The 24,078-nt window shown below is 63.8% G+C and carries 19 protein-coding genes and 1 pseudogene; 12 read left to right on the top strand and 8 right to left on the bottom strand.

The features are described from left to right. Positions 1 to 19 precede the first annotated feature (19 nt). The 6 genes from ACKLLE_RS17360 to ACKLLE_RS17335 all read right to left on the bottom strand — a co-directional run bounded on the left by ACKLLE_RS17360 (position 20) and on the right by ACKLLE_RS17335 (position 7,272). Positions 20 to 883, bottom strand: a complete 864-nt coding sequence (locus ACKLLE_RS17360; protein ID WP_064302982.1) for a symmetrical bis(5'-nucleosyl)-tetraphosphatase — start codon at positions 881 to 883, stop codon at positions 20 to 22. Further along, on the bottom strand, positions 883 to 1,263 hold the full coding sequence (apaG, locus tag ACKLLE_RS17355; protein ID WP_009404253.1) for a Co2+/Mg2+ efflux protein ApaG: 381 nt from the start codon (positions 1,261 to 1,263) through the stop codon (positions 883 to 885). The genes ACKLLE_RS17360 and apaG overlap by 1 nt, the downstream gene beginning before the upstream one ends. A 103-nt stretch (positions 1,264 to 1,366) precedes the next feature. Beyond that, complete coding sequence (gene rsmA / locus ACKLLE_RS17350) at positions 1,367 to 2,173, bottom strand: 16S rRNA (adenine(1518)-N(6)/adenine(1519)-N(6))-dimethyltransferase RsmA (protein ID WP_009404254.1); 807 nt, start codon at positions 2,171 to 2,173, stop codon at positions 1,367 to 1,369. Further along, a complete protein-coding gene (pdxA, locus tag ACKLLE_RS17345; RefSeq protein ID WP_420058622.1) occupies positions 2,170 to 3,159 on the bottom strand; it encodes a 4-hydroxythreonine-4-phosphate dehydrogenase PdxA in 990 nt (329 codons plus the stop codon). The genes rsmA and pdxA overlap by 4 nt, the downstream gene beginning before the upstream one ends. Further along, positions 3,156 to 4,472, bottom strand: a complete 1,317-nt coding sequence (gene surA / locus ACKLLE_RS17340) for a peptidylprolyl isomerase SurA (protein ID WP_420058621.1) — start codon at positions 4,470 to 4,472, stop codon at positions 3,156 to 3,158. Before surA ends, pdxA begins: the two co-directional genes overlap by 4 nt. Beyond that, the gene (locus ACKLLE_RS17335) at positions 4,453 to 7,272 is read right to left on the bottom strand and encodes an LPS-assembly protein LptD (RefSeq protein ID WP_420058620.1); all 2,820 of its coding nucleotides are present in this window, start codon (positions 7,270 to 7,272) and stop codon (positions 4,453 to 4,455) included. Before ACKLLE_RS17335 ends, surA begins: the two co-directional genes overlap by 20 nt. Positions 7,273 to 7,543: 271 nt before the next feature. Here ACKLLE_RS17335 and ACKLLE_RS17330 point away from each other — a divergent pair, with 271 nt between their 5' ends. From ACKLLE_RS17330 to ACKLLE_RS17320, 3 genes are read left to right on the top strand one after another with little or no spacing between them, the layout of a single operon-like run. Further along, positions 7,544 to 8,557, top strand: coding sequence for an aminoglycoside phosphotransferase family protein (locus ACKLLE_RS17330; protein ID WP_420058619.1), 1,014 nt, complete (start codon positions 7,544 to 7,546; stop codon positions 8,555 to 8,557). Beyond that, a complete protein-coding gene (gene murU / locus ACKLLE_RS17325; protein WP_064302977.1) occupies positions 8,554 to 9,225 on the top strand; it encodes an N-acetylmuramate alpha-1-phosphate uridylyltransferase MurU in 672 nt (223 codons plus the stop codon). Before ACKLLE_RS17330 ends, murU begins: the two co-directional genes overlap by 4 nt. Position 9,226: 1 nt before the next feature. Then, the gene (locus ACKLLE_RS17320) at positions 9,227 to 9,988 is read left to right on the top strand and encodes a TerB family tellurite resistance protein (protein ID WP_064302976.1); all 762 of its coding nucleotides are present in this window, start codon (positions 9,227 to 9,229) and stop codon (positions 9,986 to 9,988) included. On the opposite strand, the gene ACKLLE_RS17315 is transcribed toward ACKLLE_RS17320, so the two are convergent. Next, a complete protein-coding gene (locus ACKLLE_RS17315) occupies positions 9,985 to 10,977 on the bottom strand; it encodes an alpha/beta hydrolase family protein (RefSeq protein ID WP_420058618.1) in 993 nt (330 codons plus the stop codon). The genes ACKLLE_RS17320 and ACKLLE_RS17315 overlap by 4 nt on opposite strands. Positions 10,978 to 11,072: 95 nt before the next feature. Here ACKLLE_RS17315 and ACKLLE_RS17310 point away from each other — a divergent pair, with 95 nt between their 5' ends. The 9 genes and pseudogenes from ACKLLE_RS17310 (at position 11,073) to trpE (ending at position 21,958) form a co-directional block, all read left to right on the top strand. Beyond that, entirely contained in the window at positions 11,073 to 13,475 is a 2,403-nt protein-coding gene (locus ACKLLE_RS17310) for a PAS domain-containing sensor histidine kinase (protein WP_420058617.1), read from the top strand. After that, positions 13,472 to 14,101 carry a response regulator gene (locus ACKLLE_RS17305; RefSeq protein ID WP_009404263.1) on the top strand — a complete coding sequence of 210 codons (630 nt, stop codon included), beginning with the start codon at positions 13,472 to 13,474 and terminating at the stop codon, positions 14,099 to 14,101. The genes ACKLLE_RS17310 and ACKLLE_RS17305 overlap by 4 nt, the downstream gene beginning before the upstream one ends. 261 nt (positions 14,102 to 14,362) lie before the next feature. Then, positions 14,363 to 15,487 (top strand): ABC transporter ATP-binding protein, encoded by a 1,125-nt coding sequence (locus ACKLLE_RS17300; protein ID WP_009404264.1) that lies wholly within the window; start codon positions 14,363 to 14,365, stop codon positions 15,485 to 15,487. A 40-nt stretch (positions 15,488 to 15,527) separates the two neighbouring features. Further along, complete coding sequence (locus ACKLLE_RS17295) at positions 15,528 to 16,562, top strand: ABC transporter substrate-binding protein (protein WP_009404265.1); 1,035 nt, start codon at positions 15,528 to 15,530, stop codon at positions 16,560 to 16,562. A gap of 66 nt (positions 16,563 to 16,628) precedes the next feature. After that, the gene (locus ACKLLE_RS17290; RefSeq protein WP_009404266.1) at positions 16,629 to 17,876 is read left to right on the top strand and encodes an ABC transporter permease; all 1,248 of its coding nucleotides are present in this window, start codon (positions 16,629 to 16,631) and stop codon (positions 17,874 to 17,876) included. Between the two features lie 11 nt (positions 17,877 to 17,887). After that, entirely contained in the window at positions 17,888 to 18,715 is an 828-nt protein-coding gene (locus ACKLLE_RS17285; protein WP_064302973.1) for an ABC transporter permease, read from the top strand. Positions 18,716 to 18,919: 204 nt separating this feature from the next. Further along, positions 18,920 to 19,594 (top strand): ribulose-phosphate 3-epimerase, encoded by a 675-nt coding sequence (rpe, locus tag ACKLLE_RS17280; protein ID WP_009404268.1) that lies wholly within the window; start codon positions 18,920 to 18,922, stop codon positions 19,592 to 19,594. Next, a pseudogene (locus tag ACKLLE_RS17275) lies at positions 19,591 to 20,407 on the top strand (phosphoglycolate phosphatase). The gene rpe and the pseudogene ACKLLE_RS17275 overlap by 4 nt, the downstream one beginning before the upstream one ends. A 72-nt stretch (positions 20,408 to 20,479) precedes the next feature. Then, entirely contained in the window at positions 20,480 to 21,958 is a 1,479-nt protein-coding gene (gene trpE, locus ACKLLE_RS17270; RefSeq protein WP_420058616.1) for an anthranilate synthase component I, read from the top strand. 165 nt (positions 21,959 to 22,123) lie between these two features. On the opposite strand, the gene estP is transcribed toward trpE, so the two are convergent. Continuing rightward, on the bottom strand, positions 22,124 to 24,031 hold the full coding sequence (estP, locus tag ACKLLE_RS17265; protein ID WP_420058615.1) for an esterase EstP: 1,908 nt from the start codon (positions 24,029 to 24,031) through the stop codon (positions 22,124 to 22,126). Between the last annotated feature and the right edge of the window lie 47 nt (positions 24,032 to 24,078).

The raw sequence follows: 24,078 nt of genomic DNA, 5'->3' as shown, positions 1-24,078 counted from the left end.
TCAACGATGACGGGCCATTCTAGCTGTTTGCCGGCGGTGGGGAAGGGCGGGTGGCAAGGACCTTTTCCTTTTGCTCGCATTCGCAACGGTGCATTTCCCCGCTGTCGACGTTCATCAGGGTCATGGCTCCTCCCCAGACGCATCCGGTATCGAGGGCATACACGCCGGGAGCATCACAGCGTCCTTCGAGGGCGGCCCAGTGTCCGAAGATGATCTTCACGTGCCGCGAACGCCGGTCCTTGTGCGCGAACCATGGCTTGTAGCCAGGCGGCGCGGTGTCGGCGCCTTCCTTGCCCTTGAGGTCGAGCTTGCCCTCGGCGGTGCAGAAGCGCATGCGCGTGAAGTAGTTGGTGATTACCCGCAGGCGCGTGACGCCGGTCAGGTCCTTGTTCCACTTGGCCGGGTCGTTGCCGTACATGCCATCGAGGTATTGCTTGATGCGCAGGTCGTCGCGCAACACTTCCTCGACTTCCGCAGCCAGCCCCAGGGCCTTGCCCAGGGTCCATTGTGGCGGAATACCAGCATGCACCAGCACTGTGCCGCGCGGCTCGTCGAAGTGCAGCAGCTTCTGCCGGCGCAGCCAGTCGAGCAGTTGCGGCGCGTCCGGTGCCTCGATGATCTCGCGCAGCGTGTCGCTTTTCTTCAGACGTTCGATGTTGTGCCAGACCGCGAGCAGGTGCAGGTCATGATTGCCCAGCACGCAAACCAGCGAGTCGCGCATGGCGTAAAGAAAGCGCAGGGTTTCCAGGGACTGCGGGCCACGGTTGACCAGGTCGCCCACCAGCCACAGGCGGTCGACGGCCGGATCGAAGTTGACCCGTTCCAGCAGGCACTTGAGCGGTTCAAGGCAACCCTGGAGGTCACCGACGGCATAGGTGGCCATCAGTGCAGGGCTCCGGGTACGGCCAGACGGAACGGCGCAATGGTGGCTTCGAAGCGTTTGCCGTCGCGCGCGAACATCTGGTAACTGCCCTGCATGAAGCCGACCTTGCCGGAAATGACGGTGCCGCTGCTATAGGTATGGCTTTGACCCGGGGCGATCAGCGGTTGTTCACCGACAACACCATCACCGCGCACCTCTTCTTCCTGGCCGTCACTGTGGGTGATCAGCCAGCGGCGGGACATCAACTTGGCGGCCACGCTGCCGTTGTTGGTTACGGTGATGGTGTAGGCAAAGGCATAACGGTCTTGTTCCGGTTGCGACTGCTCGGGGAGGAAACGGGTGACGACGCTGACGTCGACCTGGTACAGGGGATCGGACATGCGGAAGAGCCTTCAAGACGAACGGATGCGGCCATGGAAGGTCAGTCTAGGCCATGGGCAGGGCCCCCGGCCAGCCTGGTGGCCAGGCTGGCCGGGGTTCGCATCACCTGTTGGCGGACTGTTCGGCCAGCTTGTCCGCGAGGCGGACGAAGGCAGCCAGGTCGAGCTGTTCGGGACGCAGGCTGCCATCGACGCCGGCGGCTTCGATGGCCTGGCTGTCGAGCAGGGCCTTAAGGGTGTTGCGCAGGGTCTTGCGACGCTGGTTGAACGCTTCGCGGACGATGCGCTCGAGCAGGCGATGGTCCTTGGCCGGGAACGGCAAGGTCTCGTGGGGGACCAGGCGCACGATCGCGGAATCCACCTTCGGCGGCGGATTGAAGGCACCGGGGCCGACATTGAACAGGTGCTCCACGCGGCAGTGGTACTGCACCATGATCGACAGGCGTCCCCAGTCACCGCCACCAGGACCCGCCGCCAGACGCTCGACCACTTCCTTCTGCAGCATGAAGTGCATGTCGCGGATCAGCTCAGCGTTGTCCAGCAGGTGGAAAATCAGCGGCGTGGAGATGTTGTAGGGCAGGTTGCCCACTACCCGCAGCGAACGCGGCGCGGCGCCCAGGGTGGTGAAGTCGAACTTCAGCGCATCGCCCTGGTGCAGGCGGAAGTTGTCGCGGCTGGCGAACTGCTGGTTGAGAATCGGGACGAGGTCCTTGTCCAGCTCGACCACGTCCAGTTGCGCGCCGCTGCCCAGTACGCCTTCGGTGAGGGCACCCTGGCCCGGGCCGATCTCGAGGATGTGCTCGCCGGCCTTGGCATTGATGGCGCGCAGGATGCGGTCGATCACGCCTGCGTCGTGCAGGAAATTCTGGCCGAAGCGCTTGCGCGCCCGGTGTTGGTATTGCTCGGTCATAGTCGGGTCTCGGCCATCTGGTAGGCGGTTTCCAGGGCGACCTGAAGGCTGCCGGTGTCGACCTTGCCGGTGCCGGCCAGGTCCAGGGCAGTGCCGTGATCCACGGAAGTGCGGATGATCGGCAAACCGAGGGTGACATTGAGCGCCGCGCCAAAGCCCTTGAACTTGAGCACGGGCAGGCCCTGGTCGTGGTACATCGCCAGCACTGCGTCGCAGTGCTCCAGATATTTGGGGGTAAACAGTGTGTCGGCGGGCAGCGGACCGCGCAGGTCCATGCCTTCGAGGCGCAGGCGCTCCAGCGTCGGCTCGATGATGTCGATTTCCTCGCGTCCCAGATGCCCACCCTCGCCAGCGTGCGGGTTCAGGCCGCAGACCAGGATCCTTGGCTGGGCGATACCGAATTTCTGCTGCAGGTCGGCATGCAGGATCCGTGTGACCCGTTCCAGGCGCTCGACGGTGATGGCGTCGGCCACGTCGCGCAGGGGCAGGTGGGTGGTGACAAGGGCGACGCGCAAACCGCGGGTGGCGAGCATCATCACCACCTGGGCGGTATGGGTCAGTTCGGCGAGAAATTCGGTATGCCCGGAAAACGGGATTCCACTCTCGTTGATCACGCCCTTGTGCACCGGTGCGGTGATCATGCCGGCGAAGTGCCCGTCCAGGCAGCCTTGACCGGCGCGGGTCAGGGTTTCCAGGACGAAGGCGGCATTGGCCTTGTCCAGCTTGCCGGGCACTGCCGGCCTGGCCAGCGGCGTATCCCAGACGTACAGGCTACCGGCCTTGGCCGGCGCATCGGGGAAGGCATCGGGACTGACCGGCAGCAGGTCGACGGCCACGCCCAGTTGCGTGGCCCGCTCGGCGAGCAGGTCACGGCTGGTGATGGCGATCAGGGGATGTGGCTGGGCTTGCGAGGCGAGCAGCAGGCACAGGTCGGGACCTATGCCTGCGGGTTCGCCGGGGGTGAGGGCGAAGCGCTGCAGTTTCACTGGGTTGCCTGTTCGGCGCCAGGAAGCTTGATTTCAACGTAGGCTTCGTCGCGGATCTGACGCAGCCAGCTTTGCAGCTCTTCGTCGTACTTGCGATTGCGCAGTACGGTCATTGCCTGTTGCTCGCGGGCCTGGGCGGTGCTGTCGGTGGCGCGACGGCCGAGGACTTCCAGGACGTGCCAGCCGTATTGGGTCTGGAATGGCTTGGACACCTGGCCCTGCGGCGAGCTGGCCATGACCTCGCGGAACTCCGGAACCAGGTTGTTCGGGTCGACCCAGTTGAGGTCGCCGCCGTTGAGTGCCGAACCCGGGTCTTCCGAGAAGCTTTTCGCCAGTTCGGCGAAGTCTTCGCCCGCCTGGATGCGGTCGTACAGGCGCTGCGCGAGGATTTTGGTCTCGGCTTCGCTGCGGATCTCGCTTGGCTTGATCAGGATATGGCGAACATGCACTTCGTCACGCAGTTGGGTCTGGCCACCGCGTTTCTCTTGCAGCTTGAGGATGATGAAACCGCCCGGGGTGCGAACCGGCTCGGTGACGTCGCCCACGGCCATGGTGCTGAGCATGCGATCGAACGGAGGTGGAAGCTGGGCTGCCTTGCGCCAGCCCATCTCGCCGCCTTCCAGCGCGGTTTCGCTGGCGGAACGGGCGATGGCCAGCTGGGCGAAATCGGCGCCTTGCTTGAGCTGCTGGTAGATCTCGCCAGCCTGGCGGGCTGCCGCCTGGATAGCGGTGGAGCTGGCGCTTTCCGGGGTCGGAATCAGGATGTTGGCGAGGCGGTATTCTTCCGACAGCTGCATCTTGCCCAGGTCAGAGGCGAGGAAGTTCTTCACTTCCTGCTCGGAGACCTGGATGCGCTCGGCAACACGACGCTGGCGCACGCGGCTGATGATCATCTCGCGACGGACCTGCTCGCGAGCGTCGTTGAACGACAGGCCATCATGGGCCAGGGCAGCGCGGAACTGCTCCAGGCTCATGTTGTTGCGCTGGGCGATGGTGCCGATGGCCTGGTTCAGTTCTTCGTCGGTGATGCGGATGCCGGAGCGCTCGCCGATCTGCAGTTGCAGGTTCTCGACGATCAGGCGCTCCAATACCTGCTGATCCAGCACGCTGGCGGGCGGAACGGCGCCGCCACGCTTGGCGATGGTCTGCTGCACCTCGTGGACGCGCTGGTCCAGCTGGCTTTGCATGACCACGTCGTTGTCGACGATGGCGACGATCTTGTCCAGGGTCTGCACCGCCGCATGGGCGGTGCTGCTCAACATCAGAGCGCCCAGCATCAGCGGGCGCAGACAATCAATAAGCTTGGTCTTCACGTGTACGGTAACCTTGAATGCCTGTGTCGAGGAAGCTCTCGACCTTATTGCCCACCACGCCACCGAGGCCTTTCAGCACGATCTGCAGGAAGACGCCGTGGTCGCCTTTTTCGTTTTGCGGAGTTGCCTGGCTAAAGTCGTCGTAGTCAACCCAGTAGCGGTTGATCAGGCGCAGTTTCCAGCAGCAGTTGTCGTACTCGAAACCACCGAAGGCTTCGAGGGTACGGTTGCGGTTGTAGTCGTGCTGCCAGCGAGCGATCGCGGTCCACCGTGGAACGATCGGCCACATGACGGAGAAGTCATGCTGCTGGATCTTGTAGTAGTCCTTGACGTAGTTCGGATCGCCCGGTGTGCCGTAGTCCCCGCCGCCTACCTGCCAGCGGCCGGTAGTGCTGTTGTACGAGATAGTGTCGTTGCGATAGCGATAACCAAGGTTGACCACCTTGTTTACATTATCTTCCGGTTGGTAATGGAACATCGCACTGCCCGAGCGGGTGCTGCGGCTGTCCGGGTCCCAGTTGAAGTCGGAATTGAAGCGCCAGTCGCGGTTGAAGCGGTATTCGTATTCCAGCGCGTATGGCGAGACATCGGATTGCGCGTCGCTCCGGGTACGGTAGTCGATGCCCGGCAACTGGACCTTGCGGTCCTTGAAATACACGGCCTGGCCGATGCTGAAGCGCTGGCGCTCGAAACCGTTTTCCTCGATCCAGCGGTTGGTCACGCCGAGGGACAGCTTGTTCTCGTCACCAATGCGGTCGCCGCCAGCGAAACGGTTGTCGCGGAACAGCGAGGAGAAGCTGAAGAGAGATTCGCTGGTGTCGAAGATCGGGATATCCGTCTGATCTTTATACGGCACGTACAAATAGTAGAGGCGCGGTTCAAGAGTCTGGTTGTAGTTTTTGCCGAACCATTGAGTCTGGCGATCGAAAAACAGGCCACTGTCGATGCTGAAAATCGGAATGTCACGGTTCTGCGAACTGCGGAATGTTTCATCGGCAAGCAATGTGCTCTTGCCGCGTTGATCCAGATTATCCAGCTCGTAATGGCTGTACGCGTACTTGACCGAAGGAATAATGAAACCATAGTCGGCCATCATCGGCAGGCTTACTTTTGGCGCTGCACTCAATCGAGTGCCATTGGCGCGGGCCAGACCTTGAACGTTGTAGTCGAGACGGTTGCTAGGAGAGTTCAAGTCCGAGATGACACTTGTATCGCGATTACCGTCTTTGTCGGTAAAAATATCGTTTTTCAAGTCACGATCGAACCGTACAGCTTCGGTTTCGTAGCTGAGGTCGAAACCTGCCGGGTTATACGGTAGCTTGCCATTGAGGTAGATCTGCGGCAGACGGTCATAAGGCGTGATCTGCGAGACAGTCGCCATTTCGTAGGCATGAACATTCAAACCTGCGGTGTAGCTATCACCACGGTATGTCAGTGCGCCGCGCTGATTGAGCACATCGCGACTCTCTACGCCAATCTGGTCGCTTTCCAGATCCTGGAAGTAGAACGGATCACTGATGTCGGTGTAGTCGACTTCTGTCATCAAGCGCGAATCAAGGCCGCCCTTGTGCTGCCAGTTGACCATCCAGCGCTGGTCTTTGTAGTCGGTCTGTTTCTTGCGGTCATCATCCTGATCATTTAGCCAGGCACCACCGAACTGCCCTTCGCTGCTCGGCGTCAGGTAACGGAACTCACCCTCCATCAACAGGCCACGCTTGGCCATGTAGCGTGGATAGAGCGTGGCGTCGTAGTTCGGCGCAAGGTTGAAGTAGTACGGCGTGACCAGCATGAAGCCGGTGTCGCTGCTGGTGCTGAACGATGGTGGCAGGAAGCCGGACTGGCGACGGTCGTCGATCGGGAAGTAGATATAGGGTGTGTAGAGCACCGGAATATCCTTGACCCGCAGGGTGACGTTGGTCGCGGTACCGAAACCGGTGGCCGGGTTCAGTGTGATGTTGTTGCCCTTGAGCTGCCAGGCGTTGCTGTTCGGCTCACAGGTGGTGTAGGTGCCATCCTTCAGGCGGATGATGGCGTTCTCGGAACGCTTGGCGTACAGCGCGTTGCCGCGGATGTGCGACTTGTGCATCACGTATTCGGCGTTGTCGACCTGGGCTTCGCCGGTGTCCAGCTGGATCTCGGCGCGGTCGCCGACTACCAGCGAGCCGTTGTCGCGGATCTTCACGTTGCCGACCAGCTCACCGCGGTTCTCGGCCTGGTACAGGTTGGCCTCATCGGCCTCGGCCTGCATGCTGCCTTGGCGCATGACCACGTCACCGGCGAGGGTGGCGATCTGCTGTTCCTGCTGGTAGCGGGACACCTTGGCACCGAGGAAGGTCGGCGACTCGTCCTTCGGCGTGGTGTCGTTCATGCCCGGGCGCACCGGCTCGATGTAGGCGCCGGAGCAGTACGGGCCGGTCTCGGCGAGCTGGGCCGGGGTCAGCTTCTCGCGAGGCACCCAGTCCAGGTGGCTGTAGTCGGCGCTGCGGGATTTCAGACCGCGGCCCTTGGATTCGGTGACCAGGACCGGTTTCGGACCACGGTCCTCGACGGCCGTGCCATCGCTGGACTGTTCCGGCGTGGCATTGGCCGAGCTGACCGCGGCACCGTCATGGATCGGGCGAGGCGGCAACTGGGTGGCGCTGGTCTTGGGCTTGCAGTCCCATCCGCCGGAAGCGGAAACCTGGCAGTCGAACTGCTCGGCAGCGACTACATAGGAGGTCGCCAGGGGTTGCAATGCCAGCAGACCGCCGGTGACCAGCAACGGGAATTTTTTACGAAACGCGGGGGATTTCAATGCCATCTTATTAGTCCGGGCTTCCTGCGTGCCATCTGCCCGCGTGTGGGGCCGCACGCCTCTCGATGGTCTGAAAAAGATGCTGGATGATAAAGCATGCCCCGCTTGACGGCTAGGCTCTGTAAGAAATGCATCCTGCTTGCATCAGGTGCATCGAAAACGGCTCGGAATGCGCATTTACAACCAGTAAACTCCGCTTCCTTGTCCGTTTTCGCCTCGCCTGGCCTGCGCATGATTACCCTCGATACAGCGCCCAGGGCCTTCGGAGACCCTTGCAATGCCCGATCACGATGTACGCCTGCAACACCTGACCGTCTGGCTCGATGAGCAACTGGCGAATCTGTTTCGAACCCAGGGGTGGGGCCAGGTTCCCGCAGGCAGCCTGACCGCCGCGAGCAGCGATGCCAGCTTTCGCCGTTATTTCCGCTGGCAGGCCGACGGCCGCAGTTTCATCATCATGGACGCGCCGCCACCCCAGGAGAACTGCCGCCCCTTCGTGGCGATCGCCCGCTTGCTGGCGACTGCCGGCGTCAATGTGCCGGTGATCCATGCGCAGGACCTCGAGCGCGGCTTCTTGCTGCTGAGCGACCTGGGCAACCAGACCTACCTGGACGTGATCGACGCCGGCAACGCCGACGCCCTGTTCGACGATGCCATCGATGCGCTGCTGGCCTTCCAGCGCCTGCCCATGGACGCGCCTCTGCCAAGCTATGACCTGGCCCTGCTGCGCCGCGAGATCGAGCTGTTTCCCGAGTGGTATGTCGGTCGCGAGCTGGGCAAGACCTTCGACCAGCACCAGCTTGCCCTGTGGCAGCAGGCCAGCAGCCTGCTGATCGACAGCGCCCTGGCCCAGCCCAAGGTGCTGGTGCACCGCGACTATATGCCACGCAACCTGATGCGCAGCGTGCCCAACCCGGGTGTGCTGGATTTCCAGGATGCGGTCTACGGCCCGGTCACCTATGACATCACCTGCCTGTTCAAGGACGCCTTCCTCAGCTGGCCGCCAGCGCAGGTCGCCGCCTGGCTGCGGGATTACTGGGAGCGGGCGCGGGCCGCGGGTATTCCGGTGCAACCCGAATTCGAGGACTTCCACCGCGCCAGCGACCTGATGGGCGTGCAGCGTCACCTCAAGGTGATTGGCATCTTCGCCCGTATCTGCCACCGCGACGGCAAACCGCGCTACCTGGCCGATGTCCCGCGGTTCTTCTCCTATATAGAAGAAGTGATTTCCCGCCGGCCGGAACTGGCCGGGCTGGGCGAGCTGATCGACAGTCTCGGAGTGCGTTCATGAAGGCGATGATCCTTGCGGCCGGCAAGGGCGAGCGGATGCGCCCGCTGACCCTGCATACGCCCAAGCCGCTGGTGCCGGTCGCCGGAGTGCCGTTGATCGAATACCACCTCAAGGGGCTGGCTGCGGCGGGTTTCAAGGACATCGTGATCAACCACGCCTGGCTCGGTCAGCAGATCGAGGATCATCTCGGCGACGGCTCGCGGTTTGGCCTGGACATCCGTTTCTCCGCCGAGGGCGAGCCGCTGGAGACCGGCGGTGGCATCTTCAAGGCGCTGCCGTTGCTGGGGGACGAGCCGTTCCTGCTGGTCAACGGCGATATCTGGACCGACTACGATTTCGCACGCCTGCACCAGCCGCTGCAAGGCCTGGCTCATCTGGTGCTGGTGGATAACCCCGGCCATCATGGCGCCGGTGACTTCCGTCTGGTCGCCGGGCAGGTCGAGGACGGCGCCGGAGCCGACGGCACCCTGACCTTCAGCGGTATCTCGGTGCTCGACCCGGCACTGTTCGCCGGTTGCCAGGCCGGCGCGTTCAAGCTGGCGCCGTTGCTGCGTGCAGCCATGGCCGACGGCAAGGTCAGTGGCGAGCACTTCCGCGGCCACTGGGTGGATGTCGGTACCCTCGAGCGACTTGCCGAAGTCGAGCGCCTGCTCGCCGAGCGTCGTTGATATGTTGTGGCCGAGCACAGTGATCGGAGCCGGAGCCGGCTTCGCCGTTGCCAGCATTCCTGGCGCGCTGTTGGGAGCCCTGCTCGGGCAGGCGATGGACCGCCGTTTGCAGTTGCACAGTTGGGCGCACCTGCGGGAAAAACTTGGCGGTCGTCCGGTGCTTCGCGACGACGAGGTGCTGTTCGTGCTGCTGGGGCGGCTGGCCAAAAGTGACGGGCGGGTGGTCGAAGCGCATATCCAGCAGGCGCGCCAGGAAATGCAGCGCCTGGAAATGAACGACGACGCCCGCAGGAAAGCCATCGCGGCATTCAACCTCGGCAAGGCCGGACGGGAGAGGGTCGAGGGCTACCTGCAACGGTTGAAGCAACAGCCCCATGCCGCAGAAGGGGTGTTGCGTGCCTGTTGCCGCATGGCATGGGCCGATGGCCGCGCCGGGCGTGACGAGAGGGAGTTGCTGCTGCACTGGGGCCGGCAACTGGGCTGGTCAGCGGCCAAGGTGCAGGCCCTGGCGGGCGACTATGAACCGCGCAAGGCGGTGCTGGAAGGGCCCGGCAGCTACGCCGAGGCGTTGCGACTGCTGGGTGTCGGCCCGGACACTGTGCCCAGTGAGATCAAGCAGGCCTATCGTCGCCTGGTCAGTCGCCATCATCCCGACAAACTGCAAGGCAGCGGGGCCAGTCCGGCCAAGGTACGCGAGGCGACCGAACGTACCCGCGAGCTGCACCAGGCCTACGCGATCATTCGCAAACGCCTCGAGTTCTAGTCCACGTTGCTCGGGTTCAGCCAGCCACGAATCCGCCGGAACAACTGCTCTTGCTCGGCAGAGCGGTTGCCGGGCATCGCGGTCAGGGCGACCTGCTTGTAGGTGCTGTCCTTCAGGCGCTTGCTGGCTTGCAGCCGCTGCTGTGCTGCCTGACGGGCCGATCCCTGATCGTTGTAGTAGACGTCTGCGGTTGGCACTTTCAGAGACGGCGTCAGGCTTTCCAGGCTGTGTTCGGCCTTGATCGGCGCCTGCGCCGACACCATCACTAGTTTCTGCACTTGCGCCGGCTGGCGTTCGCTCAGGTAGCGCGCGGCCCAGTAGGCGCCGGTGCCGTTGCCGAGGATTACCACGCTGCGCGCGTTCTGCTGCTGGGCATAGGCCACGGCGGCATCGAGGCGGGCGAAGATGCGCTCGGCGTCGGTGTTGTCGCTGCTGGCGTCGGCGGGTGGGCTATCGCTGGTTTCCGCGTCGGTCTCTGGCGCCGTGGCCTGAGCGATGTTGGCGTTGGCGTCGGCCGGTGTGTCCTTGGCCGGAGCGGCCTTGCTGGTGTCTTCTGCCTGGGGTGCCGGGGCCGGGCTTTCGGTACGGGCCACCGGGCTGTCGGTCAGCAGGTCGGGCAGGGCCAGGCTGAGGGTGCCCCAGCCCGCATCCGGGAACTTGCGCCGCAATGGGCCGACGGTCTTCGGCCAGTCGGCGGTTTCGCCGGCGCCGGCAAGGAGTACCAGTACGCCGTGGGGCGCCGGATCATTCGCCGGTTTCCACAGGGCGAGGAAGCTGTCGCTGCCTGCCAGCAGGGTTTGTTGCTGTTCCTTGGGCACCTGGCGCTCCAGGGCGAGGGCGTCTTCTTGATTGCGCTCGATAAGGGCCGGGCGTTGCACCGTGGCATCCGCGCTGCTTTCTGGCGTTTTGCCATCCTCGGCATGGGCGCTGCAAGGTAGTATCAAGGTCAGGCATAACGCAGGAAGCGTTGCGCGATAAAGTGAGAACATTGATCGATCCAGGCCAGATTGAGACCGGCAGCCTAATGGTATTTGTCCGGGACGGCCATGCTCGGCAGGCGTCCTTCTATATGACGAGATTCAAGATGATTGGTTTGCGCCGTCTGTGGGTTATCGGCTGTTTTTTCCTGCCCTTGATCGTTTGGGCTGCTCCTGCGCCCTCCTTGGTGCAGCTCGACCCGGCTCAGCGGGAATGGCTGGAGCAGCATCGCAGCCTGCGCGTGGGGATGATCCTGCAGGCGCCCTTCGCCCAGTTCGACCGGCGCCTGCAACAGTTGTCCGGGGTCAATGTCGAGGTCATGAACCTGCTGGCGCGCAACCTTGGCCTGGACCTGACGTGGCGCAACTTCGCCGACCAGGCCGAACTTGAGCATGCCCTGGCACGGGGCGAGATCGACCTGGCCCCGGGCCTGACCCAGACGCCTGCCGGCCTGCGCCTGTGGCTGTTCAGCGACCCTTATATGCGCGTGCCGCAGTTGATCGTCGGCCAGCGCAACGGCGCGGTGGCGGTGGATGTGGAGAACATCGGCGAGATCGAGCGGGTTGCCGTGCGCATGCCCAGTGCGGTGGCCGACCATCTGCGCGCCACCTACACCAATCTCAACCTCCAGGGGGTGCCAGGCGAACGCCAGGCCCTGCAACTGGTGGTCAGCGAGCAGGCCCGTTATGCGGTAGTGGATGAAGCGCAACTGAGCCGGCTGTCCCGCGAGAGCGAGTTCAGCGAACTGGCGGTGGTGGGCGATATCGGTTTCCCGCAACTGCTGCGGGTCGCCTCACGGCGGGACTGGCCGTTGCTCGCGGATGTGCTTGAACGTGGTCTGCAGGCAATTCCCGCGAGGGACCTGGAAGAGCTGCACAGCCGCTGGCTGCAACCCCGATATCCGCGCCTCAGCGAGTCCCCCGGTTTCTGGCAGAACCTTGCGCTGCTGTTCGCTGCGCTGTTCTTCAGTAGCGTGGCGATCATCGTCTGGCAGCGCCGCCAGCAGAGTTTCCTGGAACACAACCTGCTGGCAGCGCGGGAGGACCTCGCCGAGCGCCTGGGGCGTGAAGAGGCGCTGCGCCTCAGCCAGTTCTCCCTGGACCAGAGCACTGTCGGCATTCTCTGGGTGCACTGGGACAGCCATGTGCGCTATGCCAACCGCGCTGCCGAGGTCATGCTTGGCTACGAGCCGGGCAAGGTAGTGGAGCGACCGCTGATCGACTTCGAACCGCAACTGCACATGGACCGCTGGCTCGACCTGTGGAAGCGCGCGCGGGCCAGCGACGAGTCGGCGCAGCGCTTCGAAACCCAGTGGCTGCGCGCCGATGGCTCGTTCCTGCCGGTGGACGTGTCCTTGAGCTTCCTGCGTTTTCGTGATGCCGAATACCTTGTGGTGTACCTGACGGACGTCAGCGAGCGCCGGCGCGCCCTGGCTGCCCAGCGCGAGAGCGAGGCGCGGCTCAAGGGGATCGCCGCCAACGTGCCGGGGCTGGTGTTCCGCCTGGAGCGCGACCCGGGAATCGACGAGCTGGAGTTTCCCTACATCAGCGAGGGCAGTGAAACCCTGGTCGGCTACGCCCCGGCGGAGATCCAGGATCCGAAGATGGGCCTGCGCAACCTGGTGCATGCCGATGACCGTGCGGACTATCACCGGGTCCAGGATCAGGCCCTGGCCACTGACAGCGACTGGTCGTGGCAGGGCCGCATACTCACCCGTCAAGGTGAGCAGCGTTGGGCCGATATCAAGGCCAGTGCCCGAACCCTGAGCAATGGCCGGGTGGTCTGGGACGGCATCGTCTGGGATATCACCCAGAGCAAGCAGGTCGAGCTGGAGCTGGAGAGCTCACGCGAGCATCTGCGTGAACTGGCCGCGCACCTGGAGAGTGTGCGCGAGGAGGAAAAGGCGCGGATCGCCCGGGAAGTGCATGACGAGCTTGGTCAGATGTTGACCGTGCTGAAGCTGGAAACGTCCATGTGCGAACTGGCCTACGCCGACCTTGATCCGGGTCTTACGGAACGTTTGGGCAGCATGAAGCGCCTGATCGCCCAGCTTTTCCAGTTGGTTCGCGATGTGGCGACGGCGTTGCGTCCGCCGATCCTGGATGCCGGCATTGCCTCGGCCATCGAATGGCAGGCCCGGCGCTTCGAGGCGCGGACGCAGATTCCCTGCCTGGTCCAGGTGCCGGAAAACCTGCCCCCCTTGAGCGATACCAAGGCTACCGGGCTGTTCCGGGTGTTGCAGGAGGTGCTGACCAATGTCATGCGCCATGCCCGGGCGCATACCGTGGAGATCAGCCTGACCCGTGAAGGGCCTATGCTGTGCCTGAGCGTCAGCGATGATGGTGTGGGATTCATGACGGATGAGAGTCGGCCAAGCTCCTTCGGGCTGGTCGGCATGCGGGAAAGGGTGCTGATGCTCGGTGGCGAGATGCATCTGCACAGTGAACCTGGCGAGGGCACCAGCCTGAGCGTGCGTATTCCTTTGGATGAAACAGGAGCGGGGCAGTGATTCGAGTATTGGTGGCCGAAGACCACACCATCGTGCGCGAGGGCATCAAGCAGTTGATCGGCCTGGCCAAGGACATGCAGGTGGTGGGCGAGGCGGGCAATGGCGAACAGTTGCTGGATGCGCTGCGGCATACGCCATGCGAAGTGGTCCTGCTGGACATTTCGATGCCGGGGGTCAACGGCCTGGAGGCGATTCCGCGGATCCGCGCGCTGAATGCTCCGCCGGCGATCCTGGTGCTGTCCATGCACGACGAAGCGCAGATGGCCGCCCGGGCGTTGAAGGTGGGGGCTGCGGGGTATGCCACCAAGGACAGCGATCCGGCCCTGCTGCTGACGGCGATCCGGCGGGTGGCCGGAGGCGGGCGCTATATCGATCCGGATCTGGCCGACCGCATGGTCTTCGAGGTTGGCCTGACCGATACCCGGCCGCTGCACTCGCTGCTGTCGGAGCGCGAGTTCTCGGTGTTCGAGCGCCTGGCCCAGGGGGCCAATGTCAACGATATCGCCCAGCAACTGGCGCTGAGCAACAAGACCATCAGCACGCACAAGGCGCGCCTGATGCAGAAGCTGAATGTCACCTCGCTGGCGGAGTTGGTGAAGTATGCGATGGAGCACAAGCTGCTCTGAGTGTTCTGAAAGCGACGTCCGAAAGAGTGATGTCGTTTGGGCGGGCCTCATCGCTGGCAAGCCAGCTCCCACAGGATTCTGTATGCGGCTCGCCAGCGATGAGGCCCTCAAGACATACCTAAACCCGCCATCTTTGTAGGGCGATCCCTACAAGCACCCTTCCACCCGGCTGATATCAATCTCTCAGCACCCCCGATTTGCGCCGCCCGGGCCTTTCCTTACGCTTGGATCACAGCAGTCATCCAACAAAAAGGTGCAGGTATGAGTGAGGTCAGTTCGAACGCTGCGTCCGGCGAGATCCTGGTCAGCTTCCGTGGTGTGCAAAAGAGCTACGACGGCGAATCGCTGATCGTCAAGGACCTCAACCTGGACATCCGCAAGGGCGAGTTTCTTACCCTGCTTGGCCCCTCCGGCTCGGGCAAGACCACCAGCCTGATGATGCTGGCCGGCTTCGAGACGCCGACTGCCGGCGAGATCAAGCTGGCCGGTCGCTCGATCAACAACGTGCCGCCGCACAAGCGCGACATCGGCATGGTGTTCCAGAACTACGCGCTGTTCCCGCACATGACCGTGGCCGAGAACCTGGCCTTCCCCCTTAGCGTGCGCAACCTGAGCAAGACCGACATCAGCGAGCGGGTCAAGCGCGTACTGAACATGGTCCAGCTCGATGCCTTCGCCCAGCGCTACCCCGGCCAGCTGTCCGGTGGCCAGCAACAGCGCGTGGCCCTGGCCCGGGCGCTGGTGTTCGAACCGCAGCTGGTACTGATGGACGAACCCCTCGGCGCCCTCGACAAGCAACTGCGCGAACACATGCAGATGGAGATCAAGCACCTGCACCAGCGCCTGGGCGTGACCGTGGTCTACGTGACCCACGACCAGGGCGAGGCGCTGACCATGTCCGACCGCGTGGCGGTGTTCCATCAGGGCGAGATCCAGCAGATCGCCGATCCGCGCACCCTCTACGAAGAGCCGAAGAACACCTTCGTCGCCAACTTCATCGGCGAGAACAACCGCATCAACGGCCGCCTGCTCAGCAGCGACGGCGAGCGCTGCCTGGTGGCCCTGGCCCGTGGCGAGAAGGTCGAGGCACTGGCGGTCAACGTCGGCCAGCCGGGCGAGCCGGTGACCTTGTCGGTGCGTCCGGAGCGGGTGCGCCTGAACGGCCACAGCGAAAGCTGCGTGAACCGCTTCTCCGGCCGCGTGGCCGAGTTCATCTATCTGGGCGACCACGTGCGGGTTCGTCTGGAGGTCTGCGGCAAGGCCGACTTCTTCGTGAAGCAGCCGATCGCCGAACTCGACCCGGCCCTGGCCGTGGGCGACGTGGTACCGCTGGGCTGGGAGGTCGAGCATGCACGTGCCCTCGATCCTATCCTGGAAGCCCACTGAGGTTTGCTAACCAACACCCTGCACTGTGGAGAGAACAAGAATGCTCAAACACTTGAAGTTGACCGCCCTGGCATTGGGTCTGTGCACTGCGACCCACGCAATGGCGGCAAGCGATCTGACCGTGATTTCCTTCGGCGGCGCCAACAAGGCGGCGCAGGTCAAGGCGTTCTACGAGCCTTGGGAAAAGGCCGGCAAGGGCAAGATCGTCGCGGGCGAGTACAACGGGGAAATGGCCAAGGTCAAGGCCATGGTCGACACCAAGAGCGTGTCCTGGAACCTGGTAGAGGTCGAGTCGCCGGAGCTGGCTCGCGGCTGTGACGAGGGCATGTTCGAGGAACTGGATCCTGCGTTGTTCGGCAACGAGTCCGACTATGTGCCAGGCGCTATCCAGCCATGCGGCGTCGGTTTCTTTGTATGGTCCACGGTCATGGCCTACAACGCCGACAAGCTGAAGACCGCACCGACCAGCTGGAAGGACTTCTGGGACACCAAGAACTTCCCTGGCAAGCGTGGCCTGCGCAAGGGCGCCAAGTACACCCTGGAATTCGCCCTGATGGCCGACGGCGTTGCGCCGAAGGACGTCTACAAGGTGCTCGCCACCAAGGACGGCCAGGATCGCGCCTTCAAGAAGCTCGACGAGCTGAAGCCGAACATCCAGTGGTGGGAAGCCGGCGCCCAGCCGCCGCAGTACCTCGCTTCCGGCGACGTGGTCATGAGCTCGGCCTACAACGGCCGGATCGCCGCGGTGCAGAAGGAGAGCAACCTGAAGGTGGTGTGGAACGGCGGTATCTACGACTTCGACGCTTGGGCCATTCCGAAGGGCGCCAAGAACGCCGAGGAAGCGAAGAAGTTCATCGCCTACTCGGTACAGCCTGAGCAGCAGAAAATCTACTCGGAAAACATTGCCTACGGTCCGGCCAACTCCAAGGCGGTCGCACTGCTGTCCGACGAGATCAAGAAGGACATGCCGACCACCCCGGAAAACATCGCCAACCAGGTGCAGATCGACGTGGCCTTCTGGGCTGACAACAGCGAACAGCTGGAACAACGCTTCAACGCCTGGGCGGCCAAGTAAGTCGCCCCGATGGAGCGCCGGTGCCGAGCCGGCGCTCCCCGTTTTCCAAGATTTCCGGAGTTCGCTATGGCCATCGCAGTGCCCCTCAAAGAAGGCGCAGGTCCTACCCTCAAGCAGCGTCTGGCGCGTGCCGAGCGGGTCAACCGCTTCAAGGCGCAGGCGTTGATCGCGCCGCTGGCGCTGTTCCTGCTGCTGGTGTTTCTCGTGCCGATCGCCGCGCTGCTGTACAAGAGCGTCGGCAACCCCGAGGTGGTCGGCGGCCTGCCGCGCACCGTGGCCGCCGTGGCGGAGTGGGATGGCAAGAGTCTGCCGGGCGAGCCCGTCTATAAAGCGCTGAGCGAAGACCTCGCCGAGTCGCGCAAGAACCAGACCCTGGGCGACCTGTCCAAGCGTCTCAACATGGAACTGGCCGGCTACCGCAGCCTGCTGGCAAAAACTGCCCGGGCCCTGCCGTTCAAGACCGAGCCGGCTTCCTACAAGGAAGCCTTGCAGGAGCTCGACGAGCGCTGGGGCGACCCTGCCTACTGGCAGGCGATCCGTCGCAATACCAGCAGCGTGACGCCGTTCTATCTGCTGGCAGCCCTCGACCACCGCATCGACGATCTCGGTGAACTGGCCCCGGCCACCCCGGATCAATCCATCTACCTGGATATCTTCACCCGGACCCTGTGGATGGGCTTCGTCATCACCGCCATCTGCCTGGTGCTGGCCTATCCGTTGGCGTACCTGCTGGCCAACCTGCCGACCCGGCAGAGCAACCTGCTGATGATCCTCGTGCTCCTGCCGTTCTGGACCTCGATCCTGGTGCGGGTGGCGGCGTGGATCGTGCTCCTGCAATCCGGCGGCCTGATCAATAGCGCCTTGATGGCCATCGGCATCATCGACAAGCCGCTGGAACTGGTATTCAACCGTACCGGCGTATACATCTCGATGGTCCACATCCTGCTGCCGTTCATGATCCTGCCGATCTACAGCGTAATGAAGGGCATCTCGCCGACCTACATGCGCGCGGCCATCTCCCTGGGTTGCCATCCCTTCACCAGCTTCTGGCGCGTGTACTTCCCGCAGACCTACGCCGGCGTGGGCGCCGGGTGCCTGCTGGTGTTCATCATGGCCATCGGTTACTACATCACTCCGGCGCTGCTCGGCAGCCCGAACGACCAGATGGTCAGCTACTTCGTGGCCTTCTACACCAACACCAGCATCAACTGGGGCATGGCGACCGCGCTGGGCGGCCTGCTGCTGCTGGCCACCGTGCTGCTGTACCTGATCTATAGCTGGCTGGTCGGCTCCAGCCGCCTGCGTCTGAGCTGAGGAGCGTCGTCATGCTGAGTCCGTACATGTCGCCCGTCGAGCGGGTCTGGTTCTACAGCTTGCGCATTCTTTGCGGGCTGATCCTGCTGTTCCTGGTGTTGCCGGTGCTGGTGATCATTCCGTTGTCGTTCAACTCCGGCAGCTTCCTGGTCTACCCGCTGCAAGGCTTCTCGTTGCAGTGGTACCACAACTTCTTCGCTTCCGATGAATGGATGCGGGCCCTGAAGAACAGCATCATCGTCGCCCCGGCGGCCACGGTGCTGGCGATGGTCTTCGGCACCCTGGCTTCGATCGGCCTGACCCGCGGGGACTTCCCCGGCAAGTCGCTGATCATGGCCCTGGTGATCTCGCCGATGGTGGTGCCGGTGGTGATCATCGGCGTGGCCAGCTACCTGTTCTTCGCCCCGCTGGGCCTGGGCAACAGCTTCCTGTCGTTGATCCTGGTGCACGCGGTGCTGGGTGTGCCGTTCGTCATCATTACCGTGTCGGCGACCCTGCAAGGCTTCAACCACAACCTGGTCCGCGCCGCAGCCAGCCTGGGCGCCTCGCCGATCACCACCTTCCGTCGGGTGACCCTGCCGCTGATCGCGCCGGGGGTGATCTCGGGGGCGTTGTTCGCCTTTGCGACCTCGTTCGACGAGGTGGTGGTAACGCTGTTCCTCGCCGGCCCAGAGCAAGCGACCCTGCCGCGGCAGATGTTCAGCGGTATCCGCGAGAACCTGAGCCCGACCATCGCGGCGGCGGCCACCTTGCTGATCGCCTTCTCGGTAGTGCTGTTGCTGACCCTGGAATGGCTGCGCGGGCGCAGCGAGAAACTGCGGACACAGCAGCCTGCCTGAAGGCAACTCGGGACCCTGTGGGAGCCGGCGTTGCCGGCGATGAGGCCAGACCAGGCAATGATGTTGTCAGTGCTGGCCTCATCGCTGGCAACGCCAGCTCCCACAGGTTTTTGTGTTGTTCCGCCCATCTCCAGACAACATCCGTCAGTCTCCTTTCCCCTGATGTACAATGCGCGCCACCGTGAATTTGCCCAAAGGTGCGCCATGCAGCCCTTCGCTATTGCCCCCTCGATCCTGTCCGCCGACTTCGCCCGCCTGGGCCCGGACGTGGATGCCGTGCTTGCCGCCGGCGCCGATATCGTCCACTTCGACGTGATGGACAACCATTACGTGCCCAACCTGACCATCGGCCCGATGGTCTGCTCGGCCCTGCGCAAGTACGGTGTGACTGCGCCGATCGACGTGCACCTGATGGTCAGCCCGGTCGACCGCATCATCGGCGACTTCATCGAGGCCGGCGCCACCTACATCACTTTCCATCCGGAAGCCTCGCAGCACATCGACCGCTCCCTGCAACTGATCCGCGACGGTGGCTGCAAGGCCGGCCTGGTGTTCAACCCGGCCACCGGGCTGGACGCGCTGAAGTACGTGATGGACAAGGTCGACATGGTCCTGCTGATGAGCGTAAACCCCGGCTTCGGCGGGCAGAAATTCATCCCCGGCACCCTCGACAAGCTGCGCGAGGCCCGCGCCCTGATCGATGCCAGCGGCCGGGATATCCGCCTGGAAATCGATGGTGGCGTGAACGTGAAGAACATCCGCGAAATCGCTGCCGCTGGCGCCGACACCTTCGTCGCCGGTTCGGCGATCTTCAATGCCCCTGACTACAAGGCGGTCATCGACCAGATGCGCGCCGAACTGGCGCTGGCCCGCCCATGAGCGGCTTCGAGCAGTTGTTTGCGCAACGCTTGCCACGCCTGGTGATGTTCGACCTGGACGGGACCCTGATCGACTCGGTCCCGGACCTGGCGGCGGCGGTGGATCGCATGCTGCTCGAAATGGGCCGCGCGCCTGCCGGTGTCGCAGCCGTGCGCCAATGGGTCGGCAACGGCGCGCCGGTGCTGGTGCGCCGGGCCCTGGCCGGTGGCATCGAGCATTCGGCGGTCAGCGACCAGGAAGCCGAGCACGGCCTGGAGATTTTCCTCCGTGCCTATGGCGAGAGCCATGACCGTACGGTGATCTATCCGGGCGTGCGCGACACCTTGCGCTGGCTGCAGGCGCAGGGCGTGGAAATGGCCCTGATCACCAACAAGCCCGAGCGCTTCGTCGGTCCGCTGCTGGACCAGATGCAGATTGGCCCGTATTTCCGCTGGATCATCGGGGGCGACACCCTGCCACAGAAGAAACCGGACCCTGCCGCCTTGCTGCATGTCATGCAACTGGCCGGGGTGACGGCGGACGAGGCGCTGTTCATCGGCGATTCACGCAGCGATGTGCAGGCGGCGAAGGCGGCCGGGGTCAAGTGCGTGGGCCTGACCTACGGCTACAACCACGGCCGGCCGATCAGCGAGGAGTCGCCGGCGCTGGTGATCGACGATCTGCGCGCCTTGCTCCCGGTTGCTTCGGTGCAGCCACTGAGCTAACGTTGAGCCCTTCAACCTTCCCCTCGGTAGAGATTCCATCGTGGTAGCACCTGGCAAACTCTGGATGAAAGTCATCAAGGCCCTGGCCCGTTGGCGTTGGCGCGCCTGACTTCTTTCCAGCCGGCTCCGACCCGGCCCGTTTGCCATTTGTCTTTTCTTGCCCTACTGCCACGAGGCAATCATGACCCGCGAAGAATTCCTGCGCCTGGCCGCTGAAGGCTACAACCGCATCCCCCTGGCCTGTGAAACGCTGGCCGACTTCGACACACCGCTGTCGATCTACCTGAAACTGGCCGACCAGCCCAACTCCTATCTGCTGGAGTCGGTTCAGGGCGGTGAGAAGTGGGGGCGCTATTCGATCATCGGCCTGCCAAGCCGTACCGTGCTGCGGGTGCATGATCACCAGGTGCGCATCACCGTCGACGGTGTCGAGACCGAGCGCCACGATGTGGAAGACCCGCTGGCCTTCGTCGAAACCTTCAAGGAGCGTTACAAGGTTCCGACCATTGCCGGTCTGCCGCGCTTCAACGGTGGCCTGGTCGGCTACTTCGGCTACGACTGTGTGCGTTATGTCGAGAAGCGTCTGGGCAAATGCCCGAACCCGGACCCGCTGGGCGTGCCGGATATCCTGCTGATGGTGTCCGATGCAGTGGTGGTCTTCGACAACCTGGCCGGCAAGATGCACGCCATCGTCCTCGCCGACCCGGCGCAGGACAACGCCTACGAGCAGGGGCAGGCCCGACTGCAGGATTTGCTGGAGCAACTGCGCCAGCCGATCACTCCGCGCCGCGGCCTTGACTTCAGCGGCCCGCAGGCCGCCGAGCCGGCGTTCCGCTCCAGCTTCACCCAGGCGGACTACGAACGCGCGGTAGACACCATCAAGGAGTACATCCTCGCCGGTGACTGCATGCAGGTGGTGCCGTCGCAACGCATGTCCATCGACTTCAAGGCGGCGCCGATCGACCTCTACCGCGCGCTGCGCTGTTTCAACCCCACGCCGTACATGTACTTCTTCAATTTCGGCGATTTCCACGTGGTGGGCAGTTCGCCGGAAGTGCTGGTGCGGGTCGAGGACAACCTGGTCACCGTGCGGCCGATCGCCGGTACCCGCCCGCGCGGCGCTACCGAGGAAGCCGACCGGGCGCTGGAAGAAGACCTGCTCTCGGACGACAAGGAGATCGCCGAGCACTTGATGCTGATCGACCTGGGACGCAACGATACCGGGCGCGTGTCGGAAGTCGGCTCGGTGAAGCTGACCGAGAAAATGGTGATCGAGCGTTACTCCAACGTGATGCACATCGTTTCCAACGTCACCGGGCAGTTGAAGAGCGGCCTGACTGCCATGGACGCCCTGCGCGCGATCCTGCCGGCGGGCACCCTGTCGGGGGCGCCGAAGATCCGCGCGATGGAAATCATCGACGAACTGGAGCCGGTCAAGCGTGGTGTCTATGGTGGTGCGGTCGGCTACTTCGCCTGGAATGGCAACATGGACACGGCCATTGCCATTCGCACGGCAGTGATCAAGGACGGCGAGCTGCATGTGCAGGCCGGTGGCGGCATCGTCGCCGACTCGGTGCCGGCGCTGGAGTGGGAAGAAACCATCAACAAGCGCCGGGCGATGTTCCGCGCGGTGGCGCTGGCTGAGCAGAAGCCCCACTAATCAGGTTGCTTTGCCACCTTCTGTAGGAGCTGGCTTGCCTGCGAAGCACCGCGCAGCGGTCCCGGTTCCCGTTCCAAAGCCAGGCCAATGCTATCTCGCGGCTGCAGATCAGGAACCGGGACCGCGTTGCGGTCCTTCGCAGGCAAGCCAGCTCCTACAGGAGGCTTAGAACTCCAGACTCAAGGCCAGATTGACCCCTTGCTGGGTCAACTCATCACTCTTGCGCCAGTTGTAGCTTCCGCGCAGCGCCACTCCCGGCGCCACCGTCTGGCTCAGGCCCAGGCTCACCCGGTTCAGATTGCTCTGCGGCGTATACCCGGTCAGGGTGAAGTCATTCGCCGGCAGGCTGTTCAGGTGCGTGGTCAGGTCCTGCGTGTCATCCTCGAACTCATGCTCATGGGCAACCTCGCCGAACAGCAGGGTCGCTGGCGCTACCCGGTACTTGCCCTGCAGCCCGGCACCCAGCCGCCGTGAATCACGTTTCTGGTCATCGAAGGTCAGCGCCGTGGCCCGCATGCCTTTCTCGCTATAGCCATCCACCTCGATTCGCGCGTAATCGGCGCTGACGAATGGCGACAGGCTCCACTCGCTGCCCGGCGCCGCCAGATCGAAGCCGAGGCGGGCGGAGACGGCGACTACATCGCCATCGGTATCGCCTTTCTCGCTGCGGTCATTGGGCCCGAGGGCGAAGGTGCGTTGCAGGTCGTCGTAGTCCAGGCGCCCGCCGGTCAGCGCGGCATCGGCCCACCAGCGGCCGTGGTTGAACTGGGCGAAGACGGTGGCGAGGTAGCTGTTCAGGCGATAGTCGGAGTTCCGCGCCCCGGCTTCCAGCTTCTGCCGATAGACGCCGCCGGCAATACCGATCCGCCAGTCCTGGTCGAGACGATAGCTACCGCCGACAGTGAGGTTGTAGCCGTGGCCGTCGGCGCTGGCCGAGCTGCGCTGGCTGTCGATATCCAGCTTTTGCCCGCCGGCAGCGACGATCGCCTGCCATTGTCCGACCGCCTGCCAGTCGGCTTGCCATTGGTTGTGCAGCTCATCCTGATGCGCGCGCAAGGTGCCATGGGCCATTTCCGGCAGCAGCGTCAGTTCCCAGGGGGCGGAAAGGATCGAATAGCCGTAGTCGGCGATCATCCGCTGGCCGGCGATGGTCGGGTGCACCGAGTCGTTGAACAGCAGCTTGCTGGCGTCCGGATTGCTGCCGTTGGCGCCATATACCGGATTCTGCGTGCAGCCGTTGCCGCTGTAGCAGGTTTGCAGCAGGTTCTGGTCGCTGGCGAGGCCGAACAGGCCTGGCGAGGCGATGGCTTCCTGGAACAGCAGAGGGATGTTCAGCGGAATGATCTGGGCATCGATCCGTGCCAACTGGCTGACCAGGGCCTGGTTGAACAAGGCACTGAGCTGTGAGCTGGCGCCTTGCAGCGGTGTGCCGTTCAGCGCCGGCGTCAGGCCGAGGTCGGGCAGCAGCCAGACCATGATGTAGCGCGCCCCCGCCTGTTGCAGCGCCTGGGCGCTGGCCGCCAGTTGGGTGGCCGATGTTGCGGCGGCGGCAGGCGAAGTCACCAACCCCTGGAGGAAGTCGTTGCCGCCGCCGGTGAGGTAATACAGCGCATTGGGATCGGCCAGGCGTCCGCCGGCCAGGTAGCCCGGGCGCTGGCGCAGCACCGTGCCTTCGCCAGGGTTGCCCGGGGGAATGACCACCAGGGATTCGCCGGTGATGGATTCGAAGATCTGGTCGGTTCGATAGCCGCCGGTCGCCCAGTTGTTGCCATCCGGGATACCCAGGGCGGCGTTCACGGGTGAAGTGGAGGCATTCAGGTCGCCCGGGGCGATGCCCAGGTAGCCGCCGAGAAGCATCGACGACACCGGGGCGAAAGTGCCGTCCGGGTTGCGGTTGGTGTAGCGCTGGCTGGTGCCGGGCGCACCATCGGGGTCGGGGAACTGGCCGGCGTCGGCGAGGCTGTCGCCGAAGACGATCATCGTCGAGTAGGGGGAGGGGCTGGCCATGGCATTGGCACAGGCGAGGGCGAGCAAGCACGCGGCGGATTGACGCAGATAACGGCGTTTTCTCATCGCAAGAGTCCTTTTGTCGTTGTTTTTGGGCATTGCGCCCGAACACG

The sequence above is a fragment of the Pseudomonas bharatica genome, assembly GCF_048586865.1.
GTDB classification, from domain to species: Bacteria; Pseudomonadota; Gammaproteobacteria; order Pseudomonadales; family Pseudomonadaceae; genus Aquipseudomonas; species Aquipseudomonas bharatica.
This window is presented reverse-complemented; position numbering and strand designations above follow the sequence as displayed.